19 protein-coding genes are annotated in these 16,722 nt (G+C 71.9%); 10 read left to right on the top strand and 9 right to left on the bottom strand.

Annotation, left to right across the window (positions count from 1 at the left end; genetic code table 11):
- Positions 1-37: 37 nt before the first annotated feature.
- From ACFWBW_RS21345 to ACFWBW_RS21335, 3 genes are all read left to right on the top strand, one after another.
- A complete protein-coding gene (locus tag ACFWBW_RS21345) occupies positions 38-475 on the top strand; it encodes a gamma-glutamylcyclotransferase (protein ID WP_112449900.1) in 438 nt (145 codons plus the stop codon).
- A 180-nt stretch (positions 476-655) separates the two neighbouring features.
- Complete coding sequence (locus ACFWBW_RS21340) at positions 656-1,462, top strand: purine-nucleoside phosphorylase (protein ID WP_266905195.1); 807 nt, start codon at positions 656-658, stop codon at positions 1,460-1,462.
- A gap of 78 nt (positions 1,463-1,540) precedes the next feature.
- Positions 1,541-3,196, top strand: a complete 1,656-nt coding sequence (locus tag ACFWBW_RS21335; protein WP_385374716.1) for a phospho-sugar mutase — start codon at positions 1,541-1,543, stop codon at positions 3,194-3,196.
- A gap of 257 nt (positions 3,197-3,453) precedes the next feature.
- On the opposite strand, the gene ACFWBW_RS21330 is transcribed toward ACFWBW_RS21335, so the two are convergent.
- The 3 genes from ACFWBW_RS21330 to afsQ1 are packed head-to-tail and all read right to left on the bottom strand — an operon-like array spanning position 3,454 to position 6,318.
- The gene (locus ACFWBW_RS21330; RefSeq protein WP_385374675.1) at positions 3,454-4,101 is read right to left on the bottom strand and encodes a hypothetical protein; all 648 of its coding nucleotides are present in this window, start codon (positions 4,099-4,101) and stop codon (positions 3,454-3,456) included.
- A 55-nt stretch (positions 4,102-4,156) separates the two neighbouring features.
- The gene (locus ACFWBW_RS21325; protein WP_385374673.1) at positions 4,157-5,644 is read right to left on the bottom strand and encodes an ATP-binding protein; all 1,488 of its coding nucleotides are present in this window, start codon (positions 5,642-5,644) and stop codon (positions 4,157-4,159) included.
- The gene (gene afsQ1, locus ACFWBW_RS21320; RefSeq protein WP_385374671.1) at positions 5,641-6,318 is read right to left on the bottom strand and encodes a two-component system response regulator AfsQ1; all 678 of its coding nucleotides are present in this window, start codon (positions 6,316-6,318) and stop codon (positions 5,641-5,643) included. The genes ACFWBW_RS21325 and afsQ1 overlap by 4 nt, the downstream gene beginning before the upstream one ends.
- Before the next feature lie 177 nt (positions 6,319-6,495).
- Between afsQ1 and ACFWBW_RS21315 the strand changes: the two genes are divergently transcribed.
- On the top strand, positions 6,496-7,215 hold the full coding sequence (locus ACFWBW_RS21315) for a SigE family RNA polymerase sigma factor (RefSeq protein WP_385374669.1): 720 nt from the start codon (positions 6,496-6,498) through the stop codon (positions 7,213-7,215).
- Between the two features lie 167 nt (positions 7,216-7,382).
- Here ACFWBW_RS21315 and ACFWBW_RS21310 read toward each other — a convergent pair whose 3' ends face one another.
- Positions 7,383-8,081 carry a uridine kinase gene (locus ACFWBW_RS21310; RefSeq protein ID WP_385374714.1) on the bottom strand — a complete coding sequence of 233 codons (699 nt, stop codon included), beginning with the start codon at positions 8,079-8,081 and terminating at the stop codon, positions 7,383-7,385.
- A gap of 65 nt (positions 8,082-8,146) precedes the next feature.
- On the opposite strand from ACFWBW_RS21310, the gene ACFWBW_RS21305 reads away from it, so the two are divergent.
- Complete coding sequence (locus ACFWBW_RS21305; RefSeq protein ID WP_385374667.1) at positions 8,147-8,509, top strand: hypothetical protein; 363 nt, start codon at positions 8,147-8,149, stop codon at positions 8,507-8,509.
- Positions 8,510-8,589: 80 nt separating this feature from the next.
- Here ACFWBW_RS21305 and ACFWBW_RS21300 read toward each other — a convergent pair whose 3' ends face one another.
- Genes ACFWBW_RS21300 through deoC form a run of 3 tightly spaced genes read right to left on the bottom strand, consistent with a single transcriptional unit; the run spans position 8,590 to position 11,889 of the window.
- The gene (locus ACFWBW_RS21300) at positions 8,590-9,492 is read right to left on the bottom strand and encodes an aldehyde dehydrogenase family protein (protein ID WP_385374665.1); all 903 of its coding nucleotides are present in this window, start codon (positions 9,490-9,492) and stop codon (positions 8,590-8,592) included.
- Positions 9,485-10,921, bottom strand: coding sequence for an aldehyde dehydrogenase family protein (locus ACFWBW_RS21295; protein ID WP_385374663.1), 1,437 nt, complete (start codon positions 10,919-10,921; stop codon positions 9,485-9,487). The genes ACFWBW_RS21300 and ACFWBW_RS21295 overlap by 8 nt, the downstream gene beginning before the upstream one ends.
- A gap of 5 nt (positions 10,922-10,926) precedes the next feature.
- Entirely contained in the window at positions 10,927-11,889 is a 963-nt protein-coding gene (gene deoC / locus ACFWBW_RS21290) for a deoxyribose-phosphate aldolase (protein ID WP_327309291.1), read from the bottom strand.
- Positions 11,890-12,133: 244 nt separating this feature from the next.
- Here deoC and ACFWBW_RS21285 point away from each other — a divergent pair, with 244 nt between their 5' ends.
- From ACFWBW_RS21285 to ACFWBW_RS21265, 5 genes are all read left to right on the top strand, one after another.
- Positions 12,134-13,084, top strand: coding sequence for a hypothetical protein (locus ACFWBW_RS21285; RefSeq protein WP_385374661.1), 951 nt, complete (start codon positions 12,134-12,136; stop codon positions 13,082-13,084).
- An 82-nt stretch (positions 13,085-13,166) separates the two neighbouring features.
- Positions 13,167-13,805, top strand: a complete 639-nt coding sequence (locus ACFWBW_RS21280) for a class F sortase (protein WP_385374659.1) — start codon at positions 13,167-13,169, stop codon at positions 13,803-13,805.
- Positions 13,806-13,830: 25 nt separating this feature from the next.
- Positions 13,831-14,448: a PH domain-containing protein gene (locus tag ACFWBW_RS21275; protein ID WP_385374657.1), complete on the top strand. Its 618-nt coding sequence runs from the start codon at positions 13,831-13,833 to the stop codon at positions 14,446-14,448.
- A gap of 104 nt (positions 14,449-14,552) precedes the next feature.
- On the top strand, positions 14,553-15,068 hold the full coding sequence (locus ACFWBW_RS21270; protein WP_385374711.1) for a VanZ family protein: 516 nt from the start codon (positions 14,553-14,555) through the stop codon (positions 15,066-15,068).
- Between the two features lie 50 nt (positions 15,069-15,118).
- Complete coding sequence (locus ACFWBW_RS21265) at positions 15,119-15,331, top strand: PspC domain-containing protein (RefSeq protein ID WP_385374655.1); 213 nt, start codon at positions 15,119-15,121, stop codon at positions 15,329-15,331.
- 17 nt (positions 15,332-15,348) lie between these two features.
- On the opposite strand, the gene ACFWBW_RS21260 is transcribed toward ACFWBW_RS21265, so the two are convergent.
- Together ACFWBW_RS21260 and ACFWBW_RS21255 are read right to left on the bottom strand one after the other, a co-directional pair.
- Positions 15,349-16,146 carry a hypothetical protein gene (locus ACFWBW_RS21260; RefSeq protein ID WP_385374653.1) on the bottom strand — a complete coding sequence of 266 codons (798 nt, stop codon included), beginning with the start codon at positions 16,144-16,146 and terminating at the stop codon, positions 15,349-15,351.
- Between the two features lie 166 nt (positions 16,147-16,312).
- On the bottom strand, positions 16,313-16,585 hold the full coding sequence (locus ACFWBW_RS21255; RefSeq protein WP_385374651.1) for a hypothetical protein: 273 nt from the start codon (positions 16,583-16,585) through the stop codon (positions 16,313-16,315).
- Positions 16,586-16,722: the final 137 nt, after the last annotated feature.

The following is a 16,722-nucleotide window of genomic DNA, read 5'->3' as shown; positions in this document are numbered from 1 at the left end:
GCACGGTCGGGGCCGCCCCTCCCGTACCCTCGACCACATGTCGCTCTACGCCGCGTACGCCGGCAACCTCGACCCGCGGCTGATGACGCGCCGCGCTCCGCATTCGCCGCTGCGCGGCACGGGCTGGATCAACGACTGGCGGCTGACCTTCGGCGGCGAGCAGATGGGCTGGGAGGGCGCGCTGGCGACGATCGTCGAAGCGCCGCGCCACCAGGTCTTCGTCGCGCTGTACGACGTGGCCCCGCTCGACGAGGACTCCATGGACCGGTGGGAGGGCGTAGGGCTCGACATCTACCGCCGCATGCGGGTGCGCGTGCACACGCTGGACGGCGAGGAAGCGGCCTGGGTGTACGTCCTCAACGGCTACGAGGGCGGCCTCCCCTCGGCCCGCTACCTGGGCGAACTGGCCGACGCGGCCGAATCCGCGGGCGCCCCGCACGACTACGTGATGGAACTGCGCAAGCGACCCTGCTGAGCATTTTCAGCCCCGCCTGCGTTTGAGGCGCGGGGTCCGGGGCGGAGCCCCGGCAACGGCGCCGCACGGCGCCCACGCATCCCGCCCGGGACAATTGGTCGGAAACGACAAGGCAACGATCCGAAGACCGTGAGCTGTGCCATCTACGCGCGTAGGCGAAGAGCGGCTACGCTCTTCCGCGTGAACGCATCTGTTACCGACCCCTTCGCCGCCGCCGACGCCGCCGCCGCCCGCCTGCGCGAGCTGACCGGCGCCGAGACCCACGATGTCGCCCTCGTGATGGGCTCCGGCTGGGCCCCCGCCGCAGAGGCGCTCGGCGCGCCCGAGGCCGAGTTCCCGGTCACCGAGCTGCCCGGCTTCCCGCCCCCCGCCGTCGAGGGCCACGGCGGCAAGATCCGCTCGTACAAGATCGGCGAGAAGCGCGCCCTGCTCTTCCTCGGCCGGACCCACTACTACGAGGGCCGCGGCGTCGCCGCCGTCGCCCACGGCGTGCGCACGGCCGTCGCCGCCGGCTGCAAGACCATCGTCCTGACCAACGGCTGCGGTGGCCTGCGCGAGGGCATGAAGCCCGGCCAGCCGGTCCTGATCAGCGACCACCTCAACCTCACGGCCACCTCGCCGATCGTCGGCGCGAACTTCGTGGACCTGACCGACCTGTACTCGCCGCGCCTGCGCGCGATGTGCAAGGAGATCGACGAGACCCTCGAAGAGGGCGTCTACGTGCAGTTCCCCGGCCCGCACTACGAGACCCCGGCCGAGATCAACATGATCCGCGTCATGGGCGCCGACCTGGTCGGCATGTCCACCGTGCTGGAGGCCATCGCCGCCCGTGAGGCCGGCGCCGAGGTGCTCGGCATCTCCCTGGTCACCAACCTGGCGGCGGGCCTCTCCGGCGAGCCGCTGAACCACGAAGAGGTGCTCCAGGCCGGCCGCGACTCGGCCGCGCGCATGGGCAAGCTGCTGACCCAGGTCCTCGCCCGGATCTGAGCGGCGCACCGAACGACCGGACCACCGGACCACCGGACGACCGACCGTACGAGAGGTAAGGCGGAAGTAGTGCAGGACGTGCAGGACGATCTGATCGCGCGGGCCCGGGCCTGGCTGGCCGAGGACCCGGACCCGGAGACGGCCGACGAGCTCGCGAAGCTCATCGAGGCCGGTGACACGACCGAGCTCGCGGACCGCTTCTCCGGCATGCTGCAGTTCGGCACCGCCGGACTCCGCGGCGAGCTGGGCGCGGGCCCGATGCGGATGAACCGCAACGTGGTGATCCGGGCCGCGGCGGGCCTCGCGGCCTACCTCAAGGCCCAGGGCCACGACGGCGGCCTGGTCGTCGTCGGCTACGACGCCCGCTACAAGTCGGCCGACTTCGCCCGCGACACCGCCTCGGTGATGATCGGTGCCGGACTGCGCGCCGCCGTCCTGCCCCGGCCGCTGCCGACGCCGGTCCTCGCGTACGCCATAAGGCACCTGGGCGCCGTCGCCGGCGTCGAGGTGACCGCGAGCCACAACCCGCCCCGGGACAACGGCTACAAGGTCTACCTCGGCGACGGTTCGCAGATCGTCTCCCCGGCGGACGCCGAGATCGCCGCGCAGATCGACGCGATCGCCGCGCTGGCCGACGTACCGCGGGCCGAGGACGGCTGGCAGGACCTCGGCGACGAGGTCCTGGAGGCCTACCTGGCGCGCACGGACGCCGTCCTGACCCCCGGATCCCCGCGCGGCGTGCGGACCGTCTACACGGCCATGCACGGCGTCGGCAAGGACGTGGTCCTGGCCGCCTTCGCCCGCGCCGGCTTCCCGGCCCCGGTCCTCGTCGCCGAGCAGGCCGAGCCCGACCCGGCCTTCCCGACGGTGGCCTTCCCCAACCCGGAGGAGCCGGGCGCGATGGACCTGTCCTTCGCCACGGCCGCCCGGGTGAACCCGGACATCGTCATCGCCAACGACCCGGACGCCGACCGCTGCGCGGTGGCCGTCCCGGACGCGGCCTCCGCCTCCGGCTCCGGCTGGCGGATGCTGCGCGGCGACGAGGTCGGCGCGCTGCTCGCCGCCCACCTGGTGCACAAGGGCGCCACCGGCGTCTTCGCCGAGTCGATCGTCTCCTCCTCCCTGCTCGGGCGGATCGCGGAGGCCGCGGGCGTGGGCTACGAGGAGACCCTCACGGGCTTCAAGTGGATCTCCCGCGTCGAGGGCCTGCGCTACGGGTACGAAGAGGCGCTCGGCTACTGCGTGGACCCCGAGGGCGTCCGCGACAAGGACGGCGTCACGGCCGCCCTGCTCGTCGCGGAGCTGGCCTCGGAGCTCAAGGAACAGGGCCGCACCCTGACCGACCTGCTGGACGACCTGGCGATGGAGCACGGTCTGCACGCCACCGACCAGCTGTCGGTCCGCGTGGAGGACCTGTCGGTCATCGCCTCGGCGATGGCGGCGCTGCGCGCGGAGCCCCCGGTCTCGCTGGCGGGCCTGCGGGTCACCTCGGCGGAGGACCTGAACGAGGGCACGGCGACGCTCCCGCCCACGGACGGGCTGCGCTACTACCTGGAGGGCGACTACAAGGCCCGGGTGATCGTCCGCCCGTCCGGCACGGAGCCCAAGCTGAAGTGCTACCTGGAGGTCGTGGTCCCGGTGGCGGAGGCCTCCGACCTGCTCCCGGCCCGCGCCCGCGGCCAGGAAGTCCTCGACGCGATCAAGAAGGACCTCGCGGCGGCGGCCGGGATCTGACCTTCTCGACGCGCACCTCGCACTGCCGCAGGCTTCGGCCCGCTGCGCCGGACTCCGTCCGTCGACCCGGCAGGCAGTGCCCCGGCCCCCTGAGCTCCGGCTCGGGGGGCCGACGCCGTATCCGGCCGCCCCGCGGGGCATCTCCCGTGCGGCCCCGCGCCGTCAGCACCCGAGCCCCGCCGACCCGCCGACCGGAGGCCGGCGCAGCGGCGCGAAGCCGGGAAGGCCCGCCAGGGCCGGGACGTGCGAGCGGCGCGTCAGGAAGGCGACGGAGCGGGCGCCGGGCTCGCCGACGGCCGCACCACGTCGCCCAGCGTCGGGACCGCCTCCGGGCGGGAGCGGACGGCGTCCGTGCACTCCCAGGCCCTCGGCGGATCCGCGTCGGGACCGCCCAGGACCACCGGGCCCGGCCCCGCCGACACCGCGTCGCTCTCCGCGAGCGTGCACACCAGCTGCGACAGCGCCACCGGAGGCAGGTCCTCGGGCTTGCGGCTCAGCCGTACCGTGCCCTCCGGATCGCCCGGCCGCGGCGCCGAGGCCGCCAGCAGGGCCGGCACCTCGGTCGTGAAGCCGGCCTCCCGCTCCTCCGCGGACGGCTCCCGCTGGAGCACCTCCAGCAGGGCCTGGGTGACGAGCACCGCCACGTCCCGCGCAGGCCGCTTCTCCGGCACCGGCACCACCCGCTGGACGCCCACCAGCTGCGCCCCGCAGACCAGTTCCACCGTGGCCCGGATGCCCTGTACCCCGCCGGTTCCCGCCGACGTTCCCGCCGGGGCCTTGCAGGAGACCCGTGAGGGCGCCGGACCCACGTCCACCGGCACGGTGGTCGCGCGGATCCCGCACCCGGTCAGGGCGCCCAGGGACAACAGGCCCAGGGACACCACGACAGCCGTCGTACCGAGCATCGCGCCGAGCGCAGCGCCACGCCCCGCGCCACGCCCCGTCCCGCGCTCCGCCGCCCTACGCCTCGTCGTCGTCACCGGCGATCACCTTCCCCACGTCCACCGGCAGCCGCAGCGTGAACAGCGCACCGCCCTCCGCCCCGTTCTCCGCGGTGATGTCGCCGCCGTGGATGTGCGCGTTCTCCATCGCGATGGACAGGCCGAGCCCGCTGCCGTCCGACTTCGGCCGCGACGCGCTCGCCTTGTAGAACCGGTCGAAGACGTGCGGCAGTACGGCCTCGGGGATGCCCGGCCCGTTGTCCCGTACGGCAATGACCAGCCAGTCGCCCTCCACCCGGATGGAGACCCGTACCGGCGATCCGCCGTGCTTGAGCGCGTTGCCGATGAGGTTGGCCAGGATCACGTCGAGCCGTCGCGGGTCGAGGCGCACCACGATGCCGCGCTCGGCATCGAGTTCGACCGCGTCGAGCCACGCCCGCGTGTCGATGCACGCCGTCACCTGGTCGGCGACGTCCACGTCGTCCAGGACCAGCCGCGCCGTACCCGCGTCGAAGCGGGTGACCTCCATGAGGTTCTCCACGAGGTCGTTCAGCCGCCTGGTCTCGCTCACGACCAGACCCACCGCCGGTGCGATCATCGGATCGAGGTCGTCGACCTCGTCCTCCAGCACCTCGGCGACCGCCGTCAACGCCGTCAGCGGCGTGCGCAGTTCGTGGGACATGTCCGCGACGAACCGCCGGCTGGACTCCTCCCGCGCGCTCATGTCGGCGACCTTCTTCTCCAGCGCCTCCGCCGTCTTGTTGAAGGTGTGGGCCAGGTCGGCGAGTTCGTCCGTCCCGGACACCTCCAGCCGGTGGTCCAGCTCCCCCTCGCCGAGCCGGCGCGCCGCGTCGCCGAGCCGTTGCACGGGCTTGAGGACCGTACGGGCCGCGGCCTGCGCGAGCAGCGCGGACCCGAGCAGCGCGAGACCGGTGGCGATGGTCAGCGACCAGGCCAGGGCGTTGAGGTCGTCGCGCTCCTGGGCGAGGGACTTGTACATGTAGCCGGTCGGGCCGCCGCCCACGATCCGGGTGCCGCCGACCAGGTACGGGTTCCCGTTCGGCTTCGTCCGCTGCCAGTACACGTGGTACTCGGCGTCGTTGGCCGAGGTGGTCTTCTGCCGGTCGTCGACGGCGTGCTGGAGCGACCTCGGCACGTCGGCCAGCGAGAAGGCGTCGGGACCGGCGGTACCGGCCACCTTGCGGCCGTCCTTCTCGTCCACGAGCAGCACGCTGTAGCCGGGGCTGCTGCCCGCCATCATCTCGGCGGTGTGCTGCAGCTCCTCCTGCGTCGGGTCGGCGGGCAGCGCCGCGGCCCGGTTCTGCATCTCCTGCCGGAAGTCGCCGAGGGCGGCGTCCTGGGTCCGGGTCAGGACGGCCTCGCGGTTGAGCCAGTACGCGATCCCGGACGCGGAGACGGCGGCCGTCAGCGCGACCAGTGCGAACACGACGAGGAGCCGCAGCCGCAGGCTCGTCCAGCGCCGGCCCGCGAACAGGGCTCTGATCACTGCGGGGAATCCAGTCGGTAGCCGACGCCCCGCACGGTACGGATCAGGGTGGGCGACGAGGGGATCTCCTCGACCTTGGCGCGCAGCCGCTGCACGCAGGCGTCGACGAGCCGCGAGTCACCGAGGTAGTCGTGCTCCCACACCAGCCGCAACAGCTGCTGGCGGGAGAGCGCCTGGCCGGGACGGCGGCTGAGCTCGAGGAGCAGCCGCAGCTCGGTCGGGGTGAGCTGGAGGTCCTCGCCGTTCTTGGTCACCGTCATGGCGGAGCGGTCGATGACCAGCGGGCCGAAGACGGCGGTGTCCGTGGACTCGCGCTCACCGCGGCGCAGCACGGCCCGGATGCGGGCGTCGAGCACCCGCCCCTGGACGGGCTTGACGACGTAGTCGTCGGCTCCCGACTCCAGGCCGACGACCACGTCGATGTCGTCGTTGCGCGCGGTGAGCAGGATGATCGGCAGCTGGTCGGTGCGGCGGATGCGCCGGCACACCTCGAAGCCGTCGATTCCGGGCAGCATGACGTCGAGCACGATCAGGTCTGGCCGCTGCTCGCGCAGCAGTTTGAGGCCGTCCTCGCCCGTCGCCGCGGTGGCCACACGGTGGCCCTGGCGTGACAGGGAGAGTTCGAGGGCCGTGCGGATGGCGTCGTCGTCCTCGATGAGCAACAGGAAAGGCACGGGCTCATTCTGTCCCATCGCCCCTCGGGACTTCGACCGCCCTGCACCTCCAATCCGGACACGGCTCCTCCCGGGTCCCTGTGACAGGCCTGTGACAGTCGAAGGACACCCCGGTTATCTCGGGCGGGCAGTCTTCTTGGCAACGGACCAGACAGACTCCACGACGGGGGGCGCGAGATGAACACGCTGCACAGCACCAGCACCAGCGCGGTTGTCACGCGGCTGCACGATGTGAACCGCCGCACGGCAATCCGTACGGCGACGGCCCCTTCCCGGCGGCCGGCGCACGTGGTGGCCATCGACGCGAAGACCTACGAGCGCCCCTCCGTCCCCGCCCAGCGCACGGCGGGCTCCACGGACGCCCCCGGCTCCTCCAACGAGGCCGAGTTCACGGCGTACGTCCAGGAGCGGCGGGCCGCCCTCTACGCGACGGCCTTCCACCTGACCGGCGACCGCTACGAGGCCGAGGACCTGCTGCAGACCGCGCTGTTCTCCACGTACCGCGCCTGGGACCGCATCAGCGACAAGGCCGCCGTCGGCGGGTACCTGCGCCGCACGATGACGAACCTGCACATCAGCGCCTGGCGCCGGCGCAAGCTCAACGAGTACCCGACGGAAGAGCTGCCGGAGACGGCCTCGGACACGGACGCCATGGGCGGTACGGAGCTGCGTGCCGTGCTGTGGCAGGCGCTCACCCGCATCCCGGAGCCGCAGCGCACGATGCTGGTGCTCCGGTACTACGAGGGCCGCACGGACCCGGAGATCGCGGAGATCCTGGGCATCAGCGTCGGCACGGTGAAGTCGAGCATCTGGCGTTCGCTGCGCCGGATGCGCGAGGACGAGGCGCTGAGCTTCGGCCGCGACGAGTCGGAGTCCTTCGAGGACCTGGTCGCGTAACAGCGGCCTCCATCAGACCAAAGGGCCAGGGGGCCCGTCCTGCGGGGGTGGGACGGGGGCCACGGGGGCAAAGGGCGGGACCGAGCGGACGGGGGTCCGCGCGGTCCCGCCTTTTGGCATGTCCAGCCCGTCCGGCGTTTGAGGACCGGGTCCGGGGCGAGCGCCGGCTACGCCACCGCCGCGGCCCGGTGCCGCCCGGCCGCGGCGGCGGCAAGCCGTCCAAGAGCCTCGTCACGGCCGCACGCGTGAGCCCCCAGCGCGGTGTGCCGGGCAACGATGCCCCGCTCGGCCCGCATCAGCCGCCAGCCCCGCCGCACGAGCATCGGCACCGATTTACGGCCCTCGCGCAGGTCACGGGCCAGGCGGCGCCGGAAGGTGGTGCTGGGCCGCCCGCGCAGGCAGATCGCGTCCGCCAGCAGCCCCAGCTCCTGGCACCGCACCGCGACGTCCGCCGCGAAGATCCCCTCGGCTATGAACAGCGGGGTCCGGGAGATGTCCAGCACCTCCGTACCGGTCCGCGAGGAGGTGGCGATGTCGTACACGGGGACCTCGGTCCGCCCGCCGGCGCACAGCTCGGCGATAGCGGCCACGGCCGCCTCCGCGTCCCAGGACAGCGGGGAGTCCCAGTCGATGTCGGCGCTGCCCTCGACCAGCGGGAGGGTGGGGTCGCCGCCCTCCTTGTAGAAGTCGTCCAGGCGCAGCACGGGCAGCCCGGAACGGGCCGCCAACGAGGACTTGCCGGAGCCCGAGGGTCCGGTCAGCAGGACGACACGCGTAGGCAAAGGAGAGGTACGGCTCACGGAACACAAGTGTGAACTATTAACTCCGGCAGGGGACCTACCCAAAGGCCCGTTGGTATCCAGGATCACACCTCCACTACGCTGCGTGGGCACGCGACTACCGGACCGTACGAGCCCACAGGCGGGAACCCATGGCACGTCACGCAGCCCCCAAAGCCCCCCACCCCAAGGCGCTGCGCACCGCAGGCCTGACCCTCTCCATGGCCGGTGCGGCCCTCGCGATGGCCGCCGGTGGCGCCCAGGCGGGCGAGCTCGACGTTCCGGCGGCGCTGGCCGGGGTCGCGAACCCGGTCTCGAACCTCAAGGTGAACCCGCTCGCGAACACCGGCGTGGACCCCCTCGACAACGGCGTCGCCACCAAGGTCGCGGACTTCCCCTCGGTCGGCACCGGCATGGTCACGGGCATCCTGACCCGGGGCCCGTCGGTCGGCGAGCTGCCCACCACCGCGGCATCGTCGCTGCTCGGCCCGCTGCTGCCGGGTGCGGTGAAGTAGCCCGCACCGGTGCCCGTAGGGCATGAAGAGGCCCCGGCAGCGCGGGGGACGCTGCCGGGGCCGGCCTTCGAGGGGGTCCGCTAGTACGAGGATCCGCCCGCGCCCAGCGACCCGGTCGGGTGCCAGACGGTCTTGGTCTCCAGGAACGCCGTCATGCGCGCCGTACCCGGGTCCGCGCTCCAGTCGTCCACAGGCTGTGGACGAAGGACGCGCTTGAGGTTGTCCGCGGCCGCGATCTCCAGTTCCTTGGCCAGCGCCTCGTCGGCGCCCGCCAGGTCGATCGCGTTGACGTCCTGGTGGGACGCCAGGTGCGGGCCCATCTCGGCGGCCTTGCCGGACAGGATGTTGATCACGCCGCCGGGCAGGTCGGAGGTGGCCAGGACCTCGCCGAGGGAGAGCGCGGGCAGCGGGGCCTTCTCCGAAGCGATCACGACGGCGGTGTTGCCCGTGGCGATCACCGGGGCGATCACCGAGACCAGTCCGAGGAAGGACGAGTCCTGCGGGGCGACGACCGTGACCACACCGGTCGGCTCGGGGGTGGAGAGGTTGAAGAACGGGCCCGCGACCGGGTTGGCCCCGCCCACGATCTGGCCGATCTTGTCGGTCCAGCCCGCGTACCAGACCCAACGGTCGATGGCCGCGTCCACGACGGCCGCGGCCTTGGTCTTGGACAGGCCCTCGGCCTCGCCGACCTCGCGGACGAACTGCTCGCGGCGGCCCTCCAGCATCTCGGCGACGCGGTAGAGGATCTGGCCGCGGTTGTACGCGGTCGCGCCCGACCAGCCGCCGAAGGCCTTGCGGGCGGCGACGACCGCGTCACGGGCGTCCTTGCGGGAGGACAGCGGGGCGTTGGCCAGCCACTTGCCCTTCGAGTCACTCACCTCGTACACCCGGCCGCTCTCGGAGCGGGGGAACTTGCCCCCGACGTACAGCTTGTAGGTCTTGAAGACGCTCAGGCGCGTCGCCGACGATGACTCAGACATCGAGGTAGCCCTCCAGGCCGTGACGGCCGCCTTCGCGCCCGAAGCCCGACTCCTTGTAGCCGCCGAAGGGCGAGGTCGGGTCGAACTTGTTGAACGTGTTGGCCCAGACGACGCCTGCACGGAGCTTGCCCGCGACCGCGAGGATGCGGCTGCCCTTCTCCGTCCAGATACCGGCGGACAGGCCGTACTGGCTGTTGTTGGCCTTCGCGACGGCCTCGTCGGGCGTACGGAACGTCAGCACGGACAGCACCGGGCCGAAGATCTCGTCGCGGGCGACGGTGTGCGACTGGGAGACGTTCGTGAAGAGCGTCGGGGCGAACCAGTAGCCGGCGTTCGGCAGGTCGCACGGCGCCGACCAGCGCTCGGCGCCCTCCGCCTCGCCGGTGTCCGCGAGCGCAGTGATCCGGGCGAGCTGCTCGGCGGAGTTGATCGCGCCGATGTCGGTGTTCTTGTCGAGCGGGTCGCCCAGGCGCAGCGTGGTCAGCCGGCGCTTGAGCGAGTCGATCAGCTCGTCGTGGATCGACTCCTGGACCAGGAGGCGCGAGCCCGCGCAGCAGACCTGGCCCTGGTTGAAGAAGATGCCGCTGACGATGCCCTCGACGGCCTGGTCGATGGGGGCGTCGTCGAAGACGATGTTGGCGCCCTTGCCGCCCAGTTCCAGGGTGAGCTTCTTGGAGGTGCCGGCGACCTGGCGCGCGATGGCCTTGCCGACGGCGGTGGAGCCGGTGAAGGCGACCTTGTTCACGTCCGGGTGCTCGACGAGGGCCGCGCCCGCGTCCCCGTACCCGGTGAGGATGTTGACGACGCCCTTGGGCAGGCCGGCCTGGCGGCAGATGTCCGCGAAGAAGAGCGCGGAGAGCGGGGTCGTCTGGGCCGGCTTGAGCACGACCGTGTTGCCGGTGGCGAGCGCCGGGGCGATCTTCCAGGCGAGCATCATCAGCGGGAAGTTCCACGGGATGACCTGGCCGGCCACGCCGAGGGGTCGCGGGTTCGCGCCGTAGCCCGCGTGGTCGAGCTTGTCGGCCCAGCCCGCGTAGTAGAAGAAGTGCGCGGCGACGAGCGGGAGGTCCGCGTCGCGGGTCTCGCGGATCGGCTTGCCGTTGTCGAGGGTCTCCAGGACGGCCAGCTCGCGGCTGCGCTCCTGGATGATCCGGGCGATGCGGAAGAGGTACTTGGCGCGCTCGGAGCCGGGCAGCGCGGACCACTTCTCGAAGGCCTTGCGGGCGGCCTTGACGGCGCGGTCCACGTCGGCGGCGCCGGCCTGCGCGACCTCGGCGAGGACCTCTTCGGAGGCCGGGGAGACGGTCTTGAAGACCTTGCCGTCCGCCGCGTCGGTGAACTCGCCGTCGATGAACAGCCCGTAGGAGGGCGCGATGTCGACGACCGAGCGGGACTCGGGGGCGGGTGCGTACTCGAATGCGGATGCCATGGTGATCAGTCCACCGTCACGTAGTCGGGACCGGAGTAACGGCCGGTGCTCAGCTTCTGGCGCTGCATCAACAGGTCGTTGAGCAGGCTGGAGGCTCCGAAGCGGAACCAGTGGTTGGACAGCCAGTCCTCGCCCACCGTCTCGTTGACCAGGACCAGGAACTTGATCGCGTCCTTGGTGGTCCGGATGCCGCCGGCCGGCTTCACGCCGATCTGGATTCCAGTCTGCGCCTTGAAGTCGCGGACGGCTTCGAGCATGAGGAGCGTGTTCGCGGGCGTCGCGTTGACCCCGACCTTGCCGGTCGACGTCTTGATGAAGTCGGCCCCGGCCATCATGCCGATCCAGGAGGCGCGGCGGATGTTGTCGTACGTGGACAGCTCACCGGTCTCGAAGATCACCTTGAGCCGGGCAGCGCTGCCGTCGGGGCGGACGCAGGCCGCCTTGACGGAGCGGATCAGCTCGTAGGTGTCGAGGTAGCGGCCGGCGAGGAAGGCGCCACGGTCGATGACCATGTCGATCTCGTCGGCGCCGGCGGCCACGGCGTCGGCCGTGTCGGCGAGCTTGACGGGCAGGGCCGCGCGGCCGGCCGGGAAGGCGGTGGCGACGGAGGCGACCTTGACGTCGGCGCCGTTCAGGGCGGCCTTGGCAGTGGCCACCATGTCGGGGTACACGCAGACGGCGGCCGTCATGGGCGTGGTGCGGTCGGTCGGATCGGGGTTGGCTGCCTTGGCGGAGAGCGCCCGGACCTTGCCCGGGGTATCCGCGCCTTCCAGCGTCGTCAGGTCGATCATCGAGATGGCGAGGTCGATGGCGTACGCCTTGGCCGTCGTCTTGATCGAGCGGGTGCCGAGGGAGGCCGCGCGGGCCTCCAGGCCGACAGCGTCGACGCCGGGCAGCCCGTGCAGGAAGCGGCGCAGCGCACTGTCGGACGTCGTCACGTCAGCGAATGCGGTGAGGGTGGTGGGCATGGTCACCACATGAGCATATCTACGCGCGTAGCGGCCTGTCACCCCCTCCCCCCGATTCATTCGGAATCGGACACCCCGTTTGCTGTTACGCGGCCATGACAGGAAGCGGATCGTTCGCACGTACAAGATCCGTAAATTCTTTCTCAGCAGCCCCGCCACACCTGACCCGGTGAACCAGACCGAACAGACTCAACGCGGCATGCGACTCTCCTCCACTCTCCTCACCCACGCTTCAGGAGTCGTTATGCGTACCGCCCTCCGCACCTCGATCGTCACCGCCGCGCTCGCCGGCGCCCTGCTGGCACCCGCCGCCGGTGCCGCTTTCGCGGCGCCCGCCGCGCCCGCCGCGCAGACCGCCGTGGCATCGACGTACGGAACCGTGCCGGACCGCTACGCGGGTCAGGCCGTCTACATAGGCGAGGGCCTGGTCGCGGTGCTGCGCAACAAGGCCGAGGGCCCCGAGGCCTGGATCCGCTACGTCGGCCCCGACTGGAAGCCCGGAGACACCTACATGGTCCGGGTGATGGGCCTCCTGAACCGCGCCGAGCCCACCGACACCCTGAACGGCCTCCAGCTCAAGCTCACCAAGGCCCAGACGGCCGCCCCGGTGCTCACGGTCACCAAGGAGGACGGCACCACCCGCTCCTTCCCGCTGCCCAAGGGCACGGCCTCGAACTCCTGCGTCTCCGAGGTCAAGACGGTGCGGCTCGGCGAGTACATGGCCGCGGACCTGTCGATGTCCCCGAAGGGCCCGAAGGCCTACGTGCGCAACCTGGAAGGGAAGCCCAACCCGGTGACCCTGGACCGCACCCACCCCAACGGCTCGAACCCGGACACCCTGCGCATCGAGAACCCGAGCGGTGCCAAGCCGGTGTTCCGCTGGAAGTACCAGGTCGGTGACGCCGCCAAGACCGCCTCCTTCCCCGCGCTCCCCAAGGGCTGCAAGCTCGACTACAAGATCACCGAGCAGGGCGCGAAGCCGGCCCCGAAGCCGGCTCCCAAGCCGAAGCCGCAGACGGGCGCGCAGACCGTCGTCGTCCCCAAGGGCCCGGTGGCCGCGGGTGCCGAGCTGCCGGTCGAGACGGTCGCCGACACCGACAACACCACCACGGCGCTGGCCGGCGCCGGCCTGATCGCGGTCTTCGGCGCGCTCGGCGCGAGCGTGTTCCTGCGCCGCCGCCGCGCCCAGGGCTGACAGACACCCCGTTCAGATCTCGACTCGCCTCCGGCGGGCCACCCCCGGTGGCCCGCCGCGGCCCGTTTCGCCGGAGCCTCCCATGAACCGCCGCACCACCCGGTCGCCGATCGCCGCCGCCCTCCTCGCCGCCGCGCTGACCGGATGCGGCGGCGCCGCACCCGCCCCGGAGGCGGCCGCCCCGGCCACGGCCTCCGCGCCGCCCGCCGTCACCCCCACCTCCGCCCCGGCGGCCCCGGCCTCCCCGGGAGCGGCCTCCGCCGTCCCGAAGCCCGCCTCCGTGCCCGTACGCGTACGGATCCCCTCGGCCGGGGTCGACGCCTCGCCGCTGCTGACGCTGGGCCTGGCCTCCGACGGCACCGTCGAGGTGCCCTCCGTGGCCGACGGGGACAAGATCGGCTGGTACGACAAGGGCGTCACCCCCGGGGAGACCGGGCCCGCCGTGCTGATCGGCCACTTCGACACCGCCCGCGGCCCGGCCGTTCTCAAGGACGTCTCCAAGGTCCGCGTCGGCGACGAGGTCACCGTCTCCCGCGAGGACGGCAGCACCGCCGTCTTCCGGGTGCGCGAGCTGGAGCAGGTCGACAAGAAGCGGTTCCCCACCGACAAGGTCTACGGGAACACCGCGCGCCCCGAGCTGCGCGTGATCACCTGCGGCGGCGAAATCACCGACGGCCACCGACCCGACAACATCATCCTGTATGCCGATCTCGTGGGCTGAGACGGCTTGAGGCAGAATCTGCCGCATGAGCAGCGATCAGCCCACCGAAGAGCCGGCGTACGACGACCGGGTCTACCGTTCCCCGATGGCCACCGTCACCGGGGTGGTCCTGCTCGCGCTGCTCGCATGGCTCTGCGGTGACGCCGTGGTGCGGGGCGCCGGGAACGTCCCGTGGATCGCCCTCGCCACCGCCCTGTGCCTGGCCCCGGTCATCGTCGCGTTCACGGTCCGTCCGGCCGTCTTCGCCAACGACGACCGGCTGCGCGTGCGCAACCCGTTCCGGGTCATCGAGCTGCCGTGGGCGGCCGTCGACACCGTGCGGGCCCGTTTCTCCGCCGAGGTGCTGGCGGAGGGGACGACGTACCAGATGTGGGCCATCGCGGTCTCCCTGCGGGAGCGCAAGAAGGCCAACCGCCGCCAGACGGGCCGGCTGGGCCTCGGCAACGGCCAGGCCAAGACCCCGGACGAGGAAGTCCGCCGGGCCGCCGCCGACCGGACCGTCGAAGAGCTGCGGGAACTGCAGGAGCGCTGCGCCTCGCGGGCCGGCGCCCAGGGCTCCGTGAAGGTCTCCTGGTCGTACGAGATCATCGCGCCCGCCGTGATCGGCGCGCTCATCCTGATTGTGCTGCTCGCCACCGGCTGACCGGCGGTTTCCCCGGAACCGCGAGCACCCCAAGCCGCGTCTCCCCTGGCGTGCACCGTCTCAAGGGCAACCGTGTCAAGGGCAGCGGCAGCGCTGCCGTACAGCTGTGGATCAGGCTTCTCGCCGGGGTCCTGCTGGCCGCCCACCTCCTCCTCGTCGGCTGGCTGATGCTGCGCCCGCTGGACGTGCCCTGGGCGGCGGCGGCCAATCTGGCCCCGCTGGAGGGGATCAGGGCCGACCTCTCCTACGGGCCCCTGGAGGCCGCGCGCCGGATCGGCGGCGGGCTGGCCCTGCTGGCCCCGCTCGGGTTCCTGCTGCCGCTGATCAGCGGTCGTGTGGAGCTGTCCCCGCTGGCCACGTGGTCCTCGCTGGCCCGGACGGCCGCTGCGGGCGCGCTGTTCTCGGTCGGCATCGAGATGCTCCAGACCGCGGTCCCGGGGCAGGTGGTCGATGTGGATTCGGTGCTGCTGAACACCCTCGGCGTGATGCTCGCGCACCTTGCCGTCGTCCCGGCCCTGCGGGCCCGGCTGCGGCGTTCTCAGGGCCCGACCCCGAGAATTACCAGGGTCGGGCTCGGCCCTTGGACCGACGTTCTTTCCTCTGTTCAGCGGGAGTATTGAGGCATCGCGGGAAAGCGTCCCGCGGACCGCACAACGACCGAGGAGAGACCATGAGCGCCCTTGCCCGCCCCCGTGACGGACGATGGATCGGCGGAGTCTGTGCCGGTCTGGCGCGCCGATTCGGAATATCCGCGAACACGATGCGGATCATCTTCGTCATCTCGTGCCTGCTGCCCGGCCCGCAGTTCCTCCTTTACCTGGCGCTGTGGGTCCTCCTGCCGAACGAGAAGTCGAGCGCCTCTTCCGCCGCCACCGGCTGGTAGTCGGCGGGACCCGGAATTCAGCGCGCGGCGCGGACCTTCTGGAGCTGCTTGTCCGCGACCTCGTGCGGCACCTGGGGGGTCTGGCGGCCGCCCGCGACGTTGAGCGCCATGAGGCGCATGACGGTGTCCCCTTGGCGTACGACGACCAGGTGCACCTGGGCGGTGACGCCCTCGGCGGCCGCGGTCGTGGTCCAGCTGACGCTCTCGTCGCCGCCCGTCTCGTAGTCGGCCGCCTTCACGTCGCGGTACGAGCCGCTCTGCTTCTCGACGGTGGCGCTGAAGCCCCCGGCGCAGGCGGCCACGGCGCCCTTCAGCCGGGCGATCAGGGCCTTGGCGTCGGACTCGGCGTAGGAGCTGACGGAGGCGGAGACGGCCAGGCCCATCTGCTTCTGCGAGCCGATGCCCCGGTTGACGGTCTCGCGCGCCGACGGGTCGGGCTTGTCACCCATGATGTCGGCGAGGGGCTGGCAGGCCTTGCGGTCCGCCTGCGGCTGGCCGTCGGGGGCGTTCGGGTTCTTGCCGTTCGCGGAGATCTGGTAGCCGGTCAGGTCGCCCTGTTCCAGGGCGGAGCGCTCCAGCCTGCTGCCGCTCCGCTTGGGAGCGGTCGCGCCCCCTGCGGCGCCCGCATCACCGGCTCCGCCGGTGCCCGCGGAGCCGGCGCCGGCCGAGCCCGCGGACGCGGACTGCCCGGGCGCGCTCGCGGAGCCCTTCGGGTCCGGGCCCTTGCCGGAGGCCGGGGTGTTCGTACTGCCACAGCCCACCATCGCGGACAGCAGGGCGGGGAGCAGCACGGCCGTGGCCGTTCGTGCCTTCATGCGCATGATCGAAACCTCATACCCAGGGTGTAGGCGGGCAGTTGGCGGTGATCCTGGCACATGCCGCGACGCGGCACACACCTGGTCGAAGAGGTGTGCGCCGCGTGGGCGTGCGTGCGAATCGCGTACGGGTCGCGTACGAATCCGGCAGGGGATCCGAAGTGGATCAGGCGCCGAGGCCGCTGGTCGGCAGACCGCCGAGCAGGCCGGTCACCGGGCCGAGCACGGCGGCCGGGTCGCTCGCCTCGGAGGCCTGCTGGCCCTCTTCGGCGGCCACGTGCTGCTGGCTGGTCGCGCCCTGGACGGCGCCCGTGACGGTACCCAGCGCGTCAGTGAGTCCGACGGCGGGGACGGCGGCCGAGGCGGTACCGGCGGCGACGGCGGCAAAGGCGGCGCCGAGAGCGGCAACACCGAGGGTCTTGGCAGCTGACTGCTTCATGAAGAATCGTCCTTGCGACGGGGAAATGAGCGGCTCCGCAAACTAGTCACTTCAAACCCCCTCCCGCAAACATCATTAAATACGAGAAAGCGCCCGGGAATTGCCCCTCCCGGGCGCTTTCAGTACGTCACGCCATG

The organism is Streptomyces sp. NPDC059957 (assembly GCF_042730015.1).
Lineage (GTDB): Bacteria > Actinomycetota > Actinomycetes > Streptomycetales > Streptomycetaceae > Streptomyces.
This window is presented reverse-complemented; position numbering and strand designations above follow the sequence as displayed.

What these genes read in the sequence shown, in the direction of transcription:
- ACFWBW_RS21345 (WP_112449900.1), top strand. Translation starts at nt 38, where the DNA reads ATGTCGCTCTACGCCGCGTACGCCGGCAACCTCGACCCGCGGCTGATG.
- ACFWBW_RS21330 (WP_385374675.1), bottom strand. Translation starts at nt 4,101, where the DNA reads ATGCTCGGTACGACGGCTGTCGTGGTGTCCCTGGGCCTGTTGTCCCTG.
- ACFWBW_RS21315 (WP_385374669.1), top strand. Translation starts at nt 6,496, where the DNA reads ATGAACACGCTGCACAGCACCAGCACCAGCGCGGTTGTCACGCGGCTG.
- ACFWBW_RS21305 (WP_385374667.1), top strand. Translation starts at nt 8,147, where the DNA reads ATGGCACGTCACGCAGCCCCCAAAGCCCCCCACCCCAAGGCGCTGCGC.
- ACFWBW_RS21300 (WP_385374665.1), bottom strand. Translation starts at nt 9,492, where the DNA reads ATGTCTGAGTCATCGTCGGCGACGCGCCTGAGCGTCTTCAAGACCTAC.
- ACFWBW_RS21295 (WP_385374663.1), bottom strand. Translation starts at nt 10,921, where the DNA reads ATGGCATCCGCATTCGAGTACGCACCCGCCCCCGAGTCCCGCTCGGTC.
- deoC (WP_327309291.1), bottom strand. Translation starts at nt 11,889, where the DNA reads ATGCCCACCACCCTCACCGCATTCGCTGACGTGACGACGTCCGACAGT.
- ACFWBW_RS21285 (WP_385374661.1), top strand. Translation starts at nt 12,134, where the DNA reads ATGCGTACCGCCCTCCGCACCTCGATCGTCACCGCCGCGCTCGCCGGC.
- ACFWBW_RS21280 (WP_385374659.1), top strand. Translation starts at nt 13,167, where the DNA reads ATGAACCGCCGCACCACCCGGTCGCCGATCGCCGCCGCCCTCCTCGCC.
- ACFWBW_RS21275 (WP_385374657.1), top strand. Translation starts at nt 13,831, where the DNA reads ATGAGCAGCGATCAGCCCACCGAAGAGCCGGCGTACGACGACCGGGTC.
- ACFWBW_RS21265 (WP_385374655.1), top strand. Translation starts at nt 15,119, where the DNA reads ATGAGCGCCCTTGCCCGCCCCCGTGACGGACGATGGATCGGCGGAGTC.
- ACFWBW_RS21260 (WP_385374653.1), bottom strand. Translation starts at nt 16,146, where the DNA reads ATGAAGGCACGAACGGCCACGGCCGTGCTGCTCCCCGCCCTGCTGTCC.
- ACFWBW_RS21255 (WP_385374651.1), bottom strand. Translation starts at nt 16,585, where the DNA reads ATGAAGCAGTCAGCTGCCAAGACCCTCGGTGTTGCCGCTCTCGGCGCC.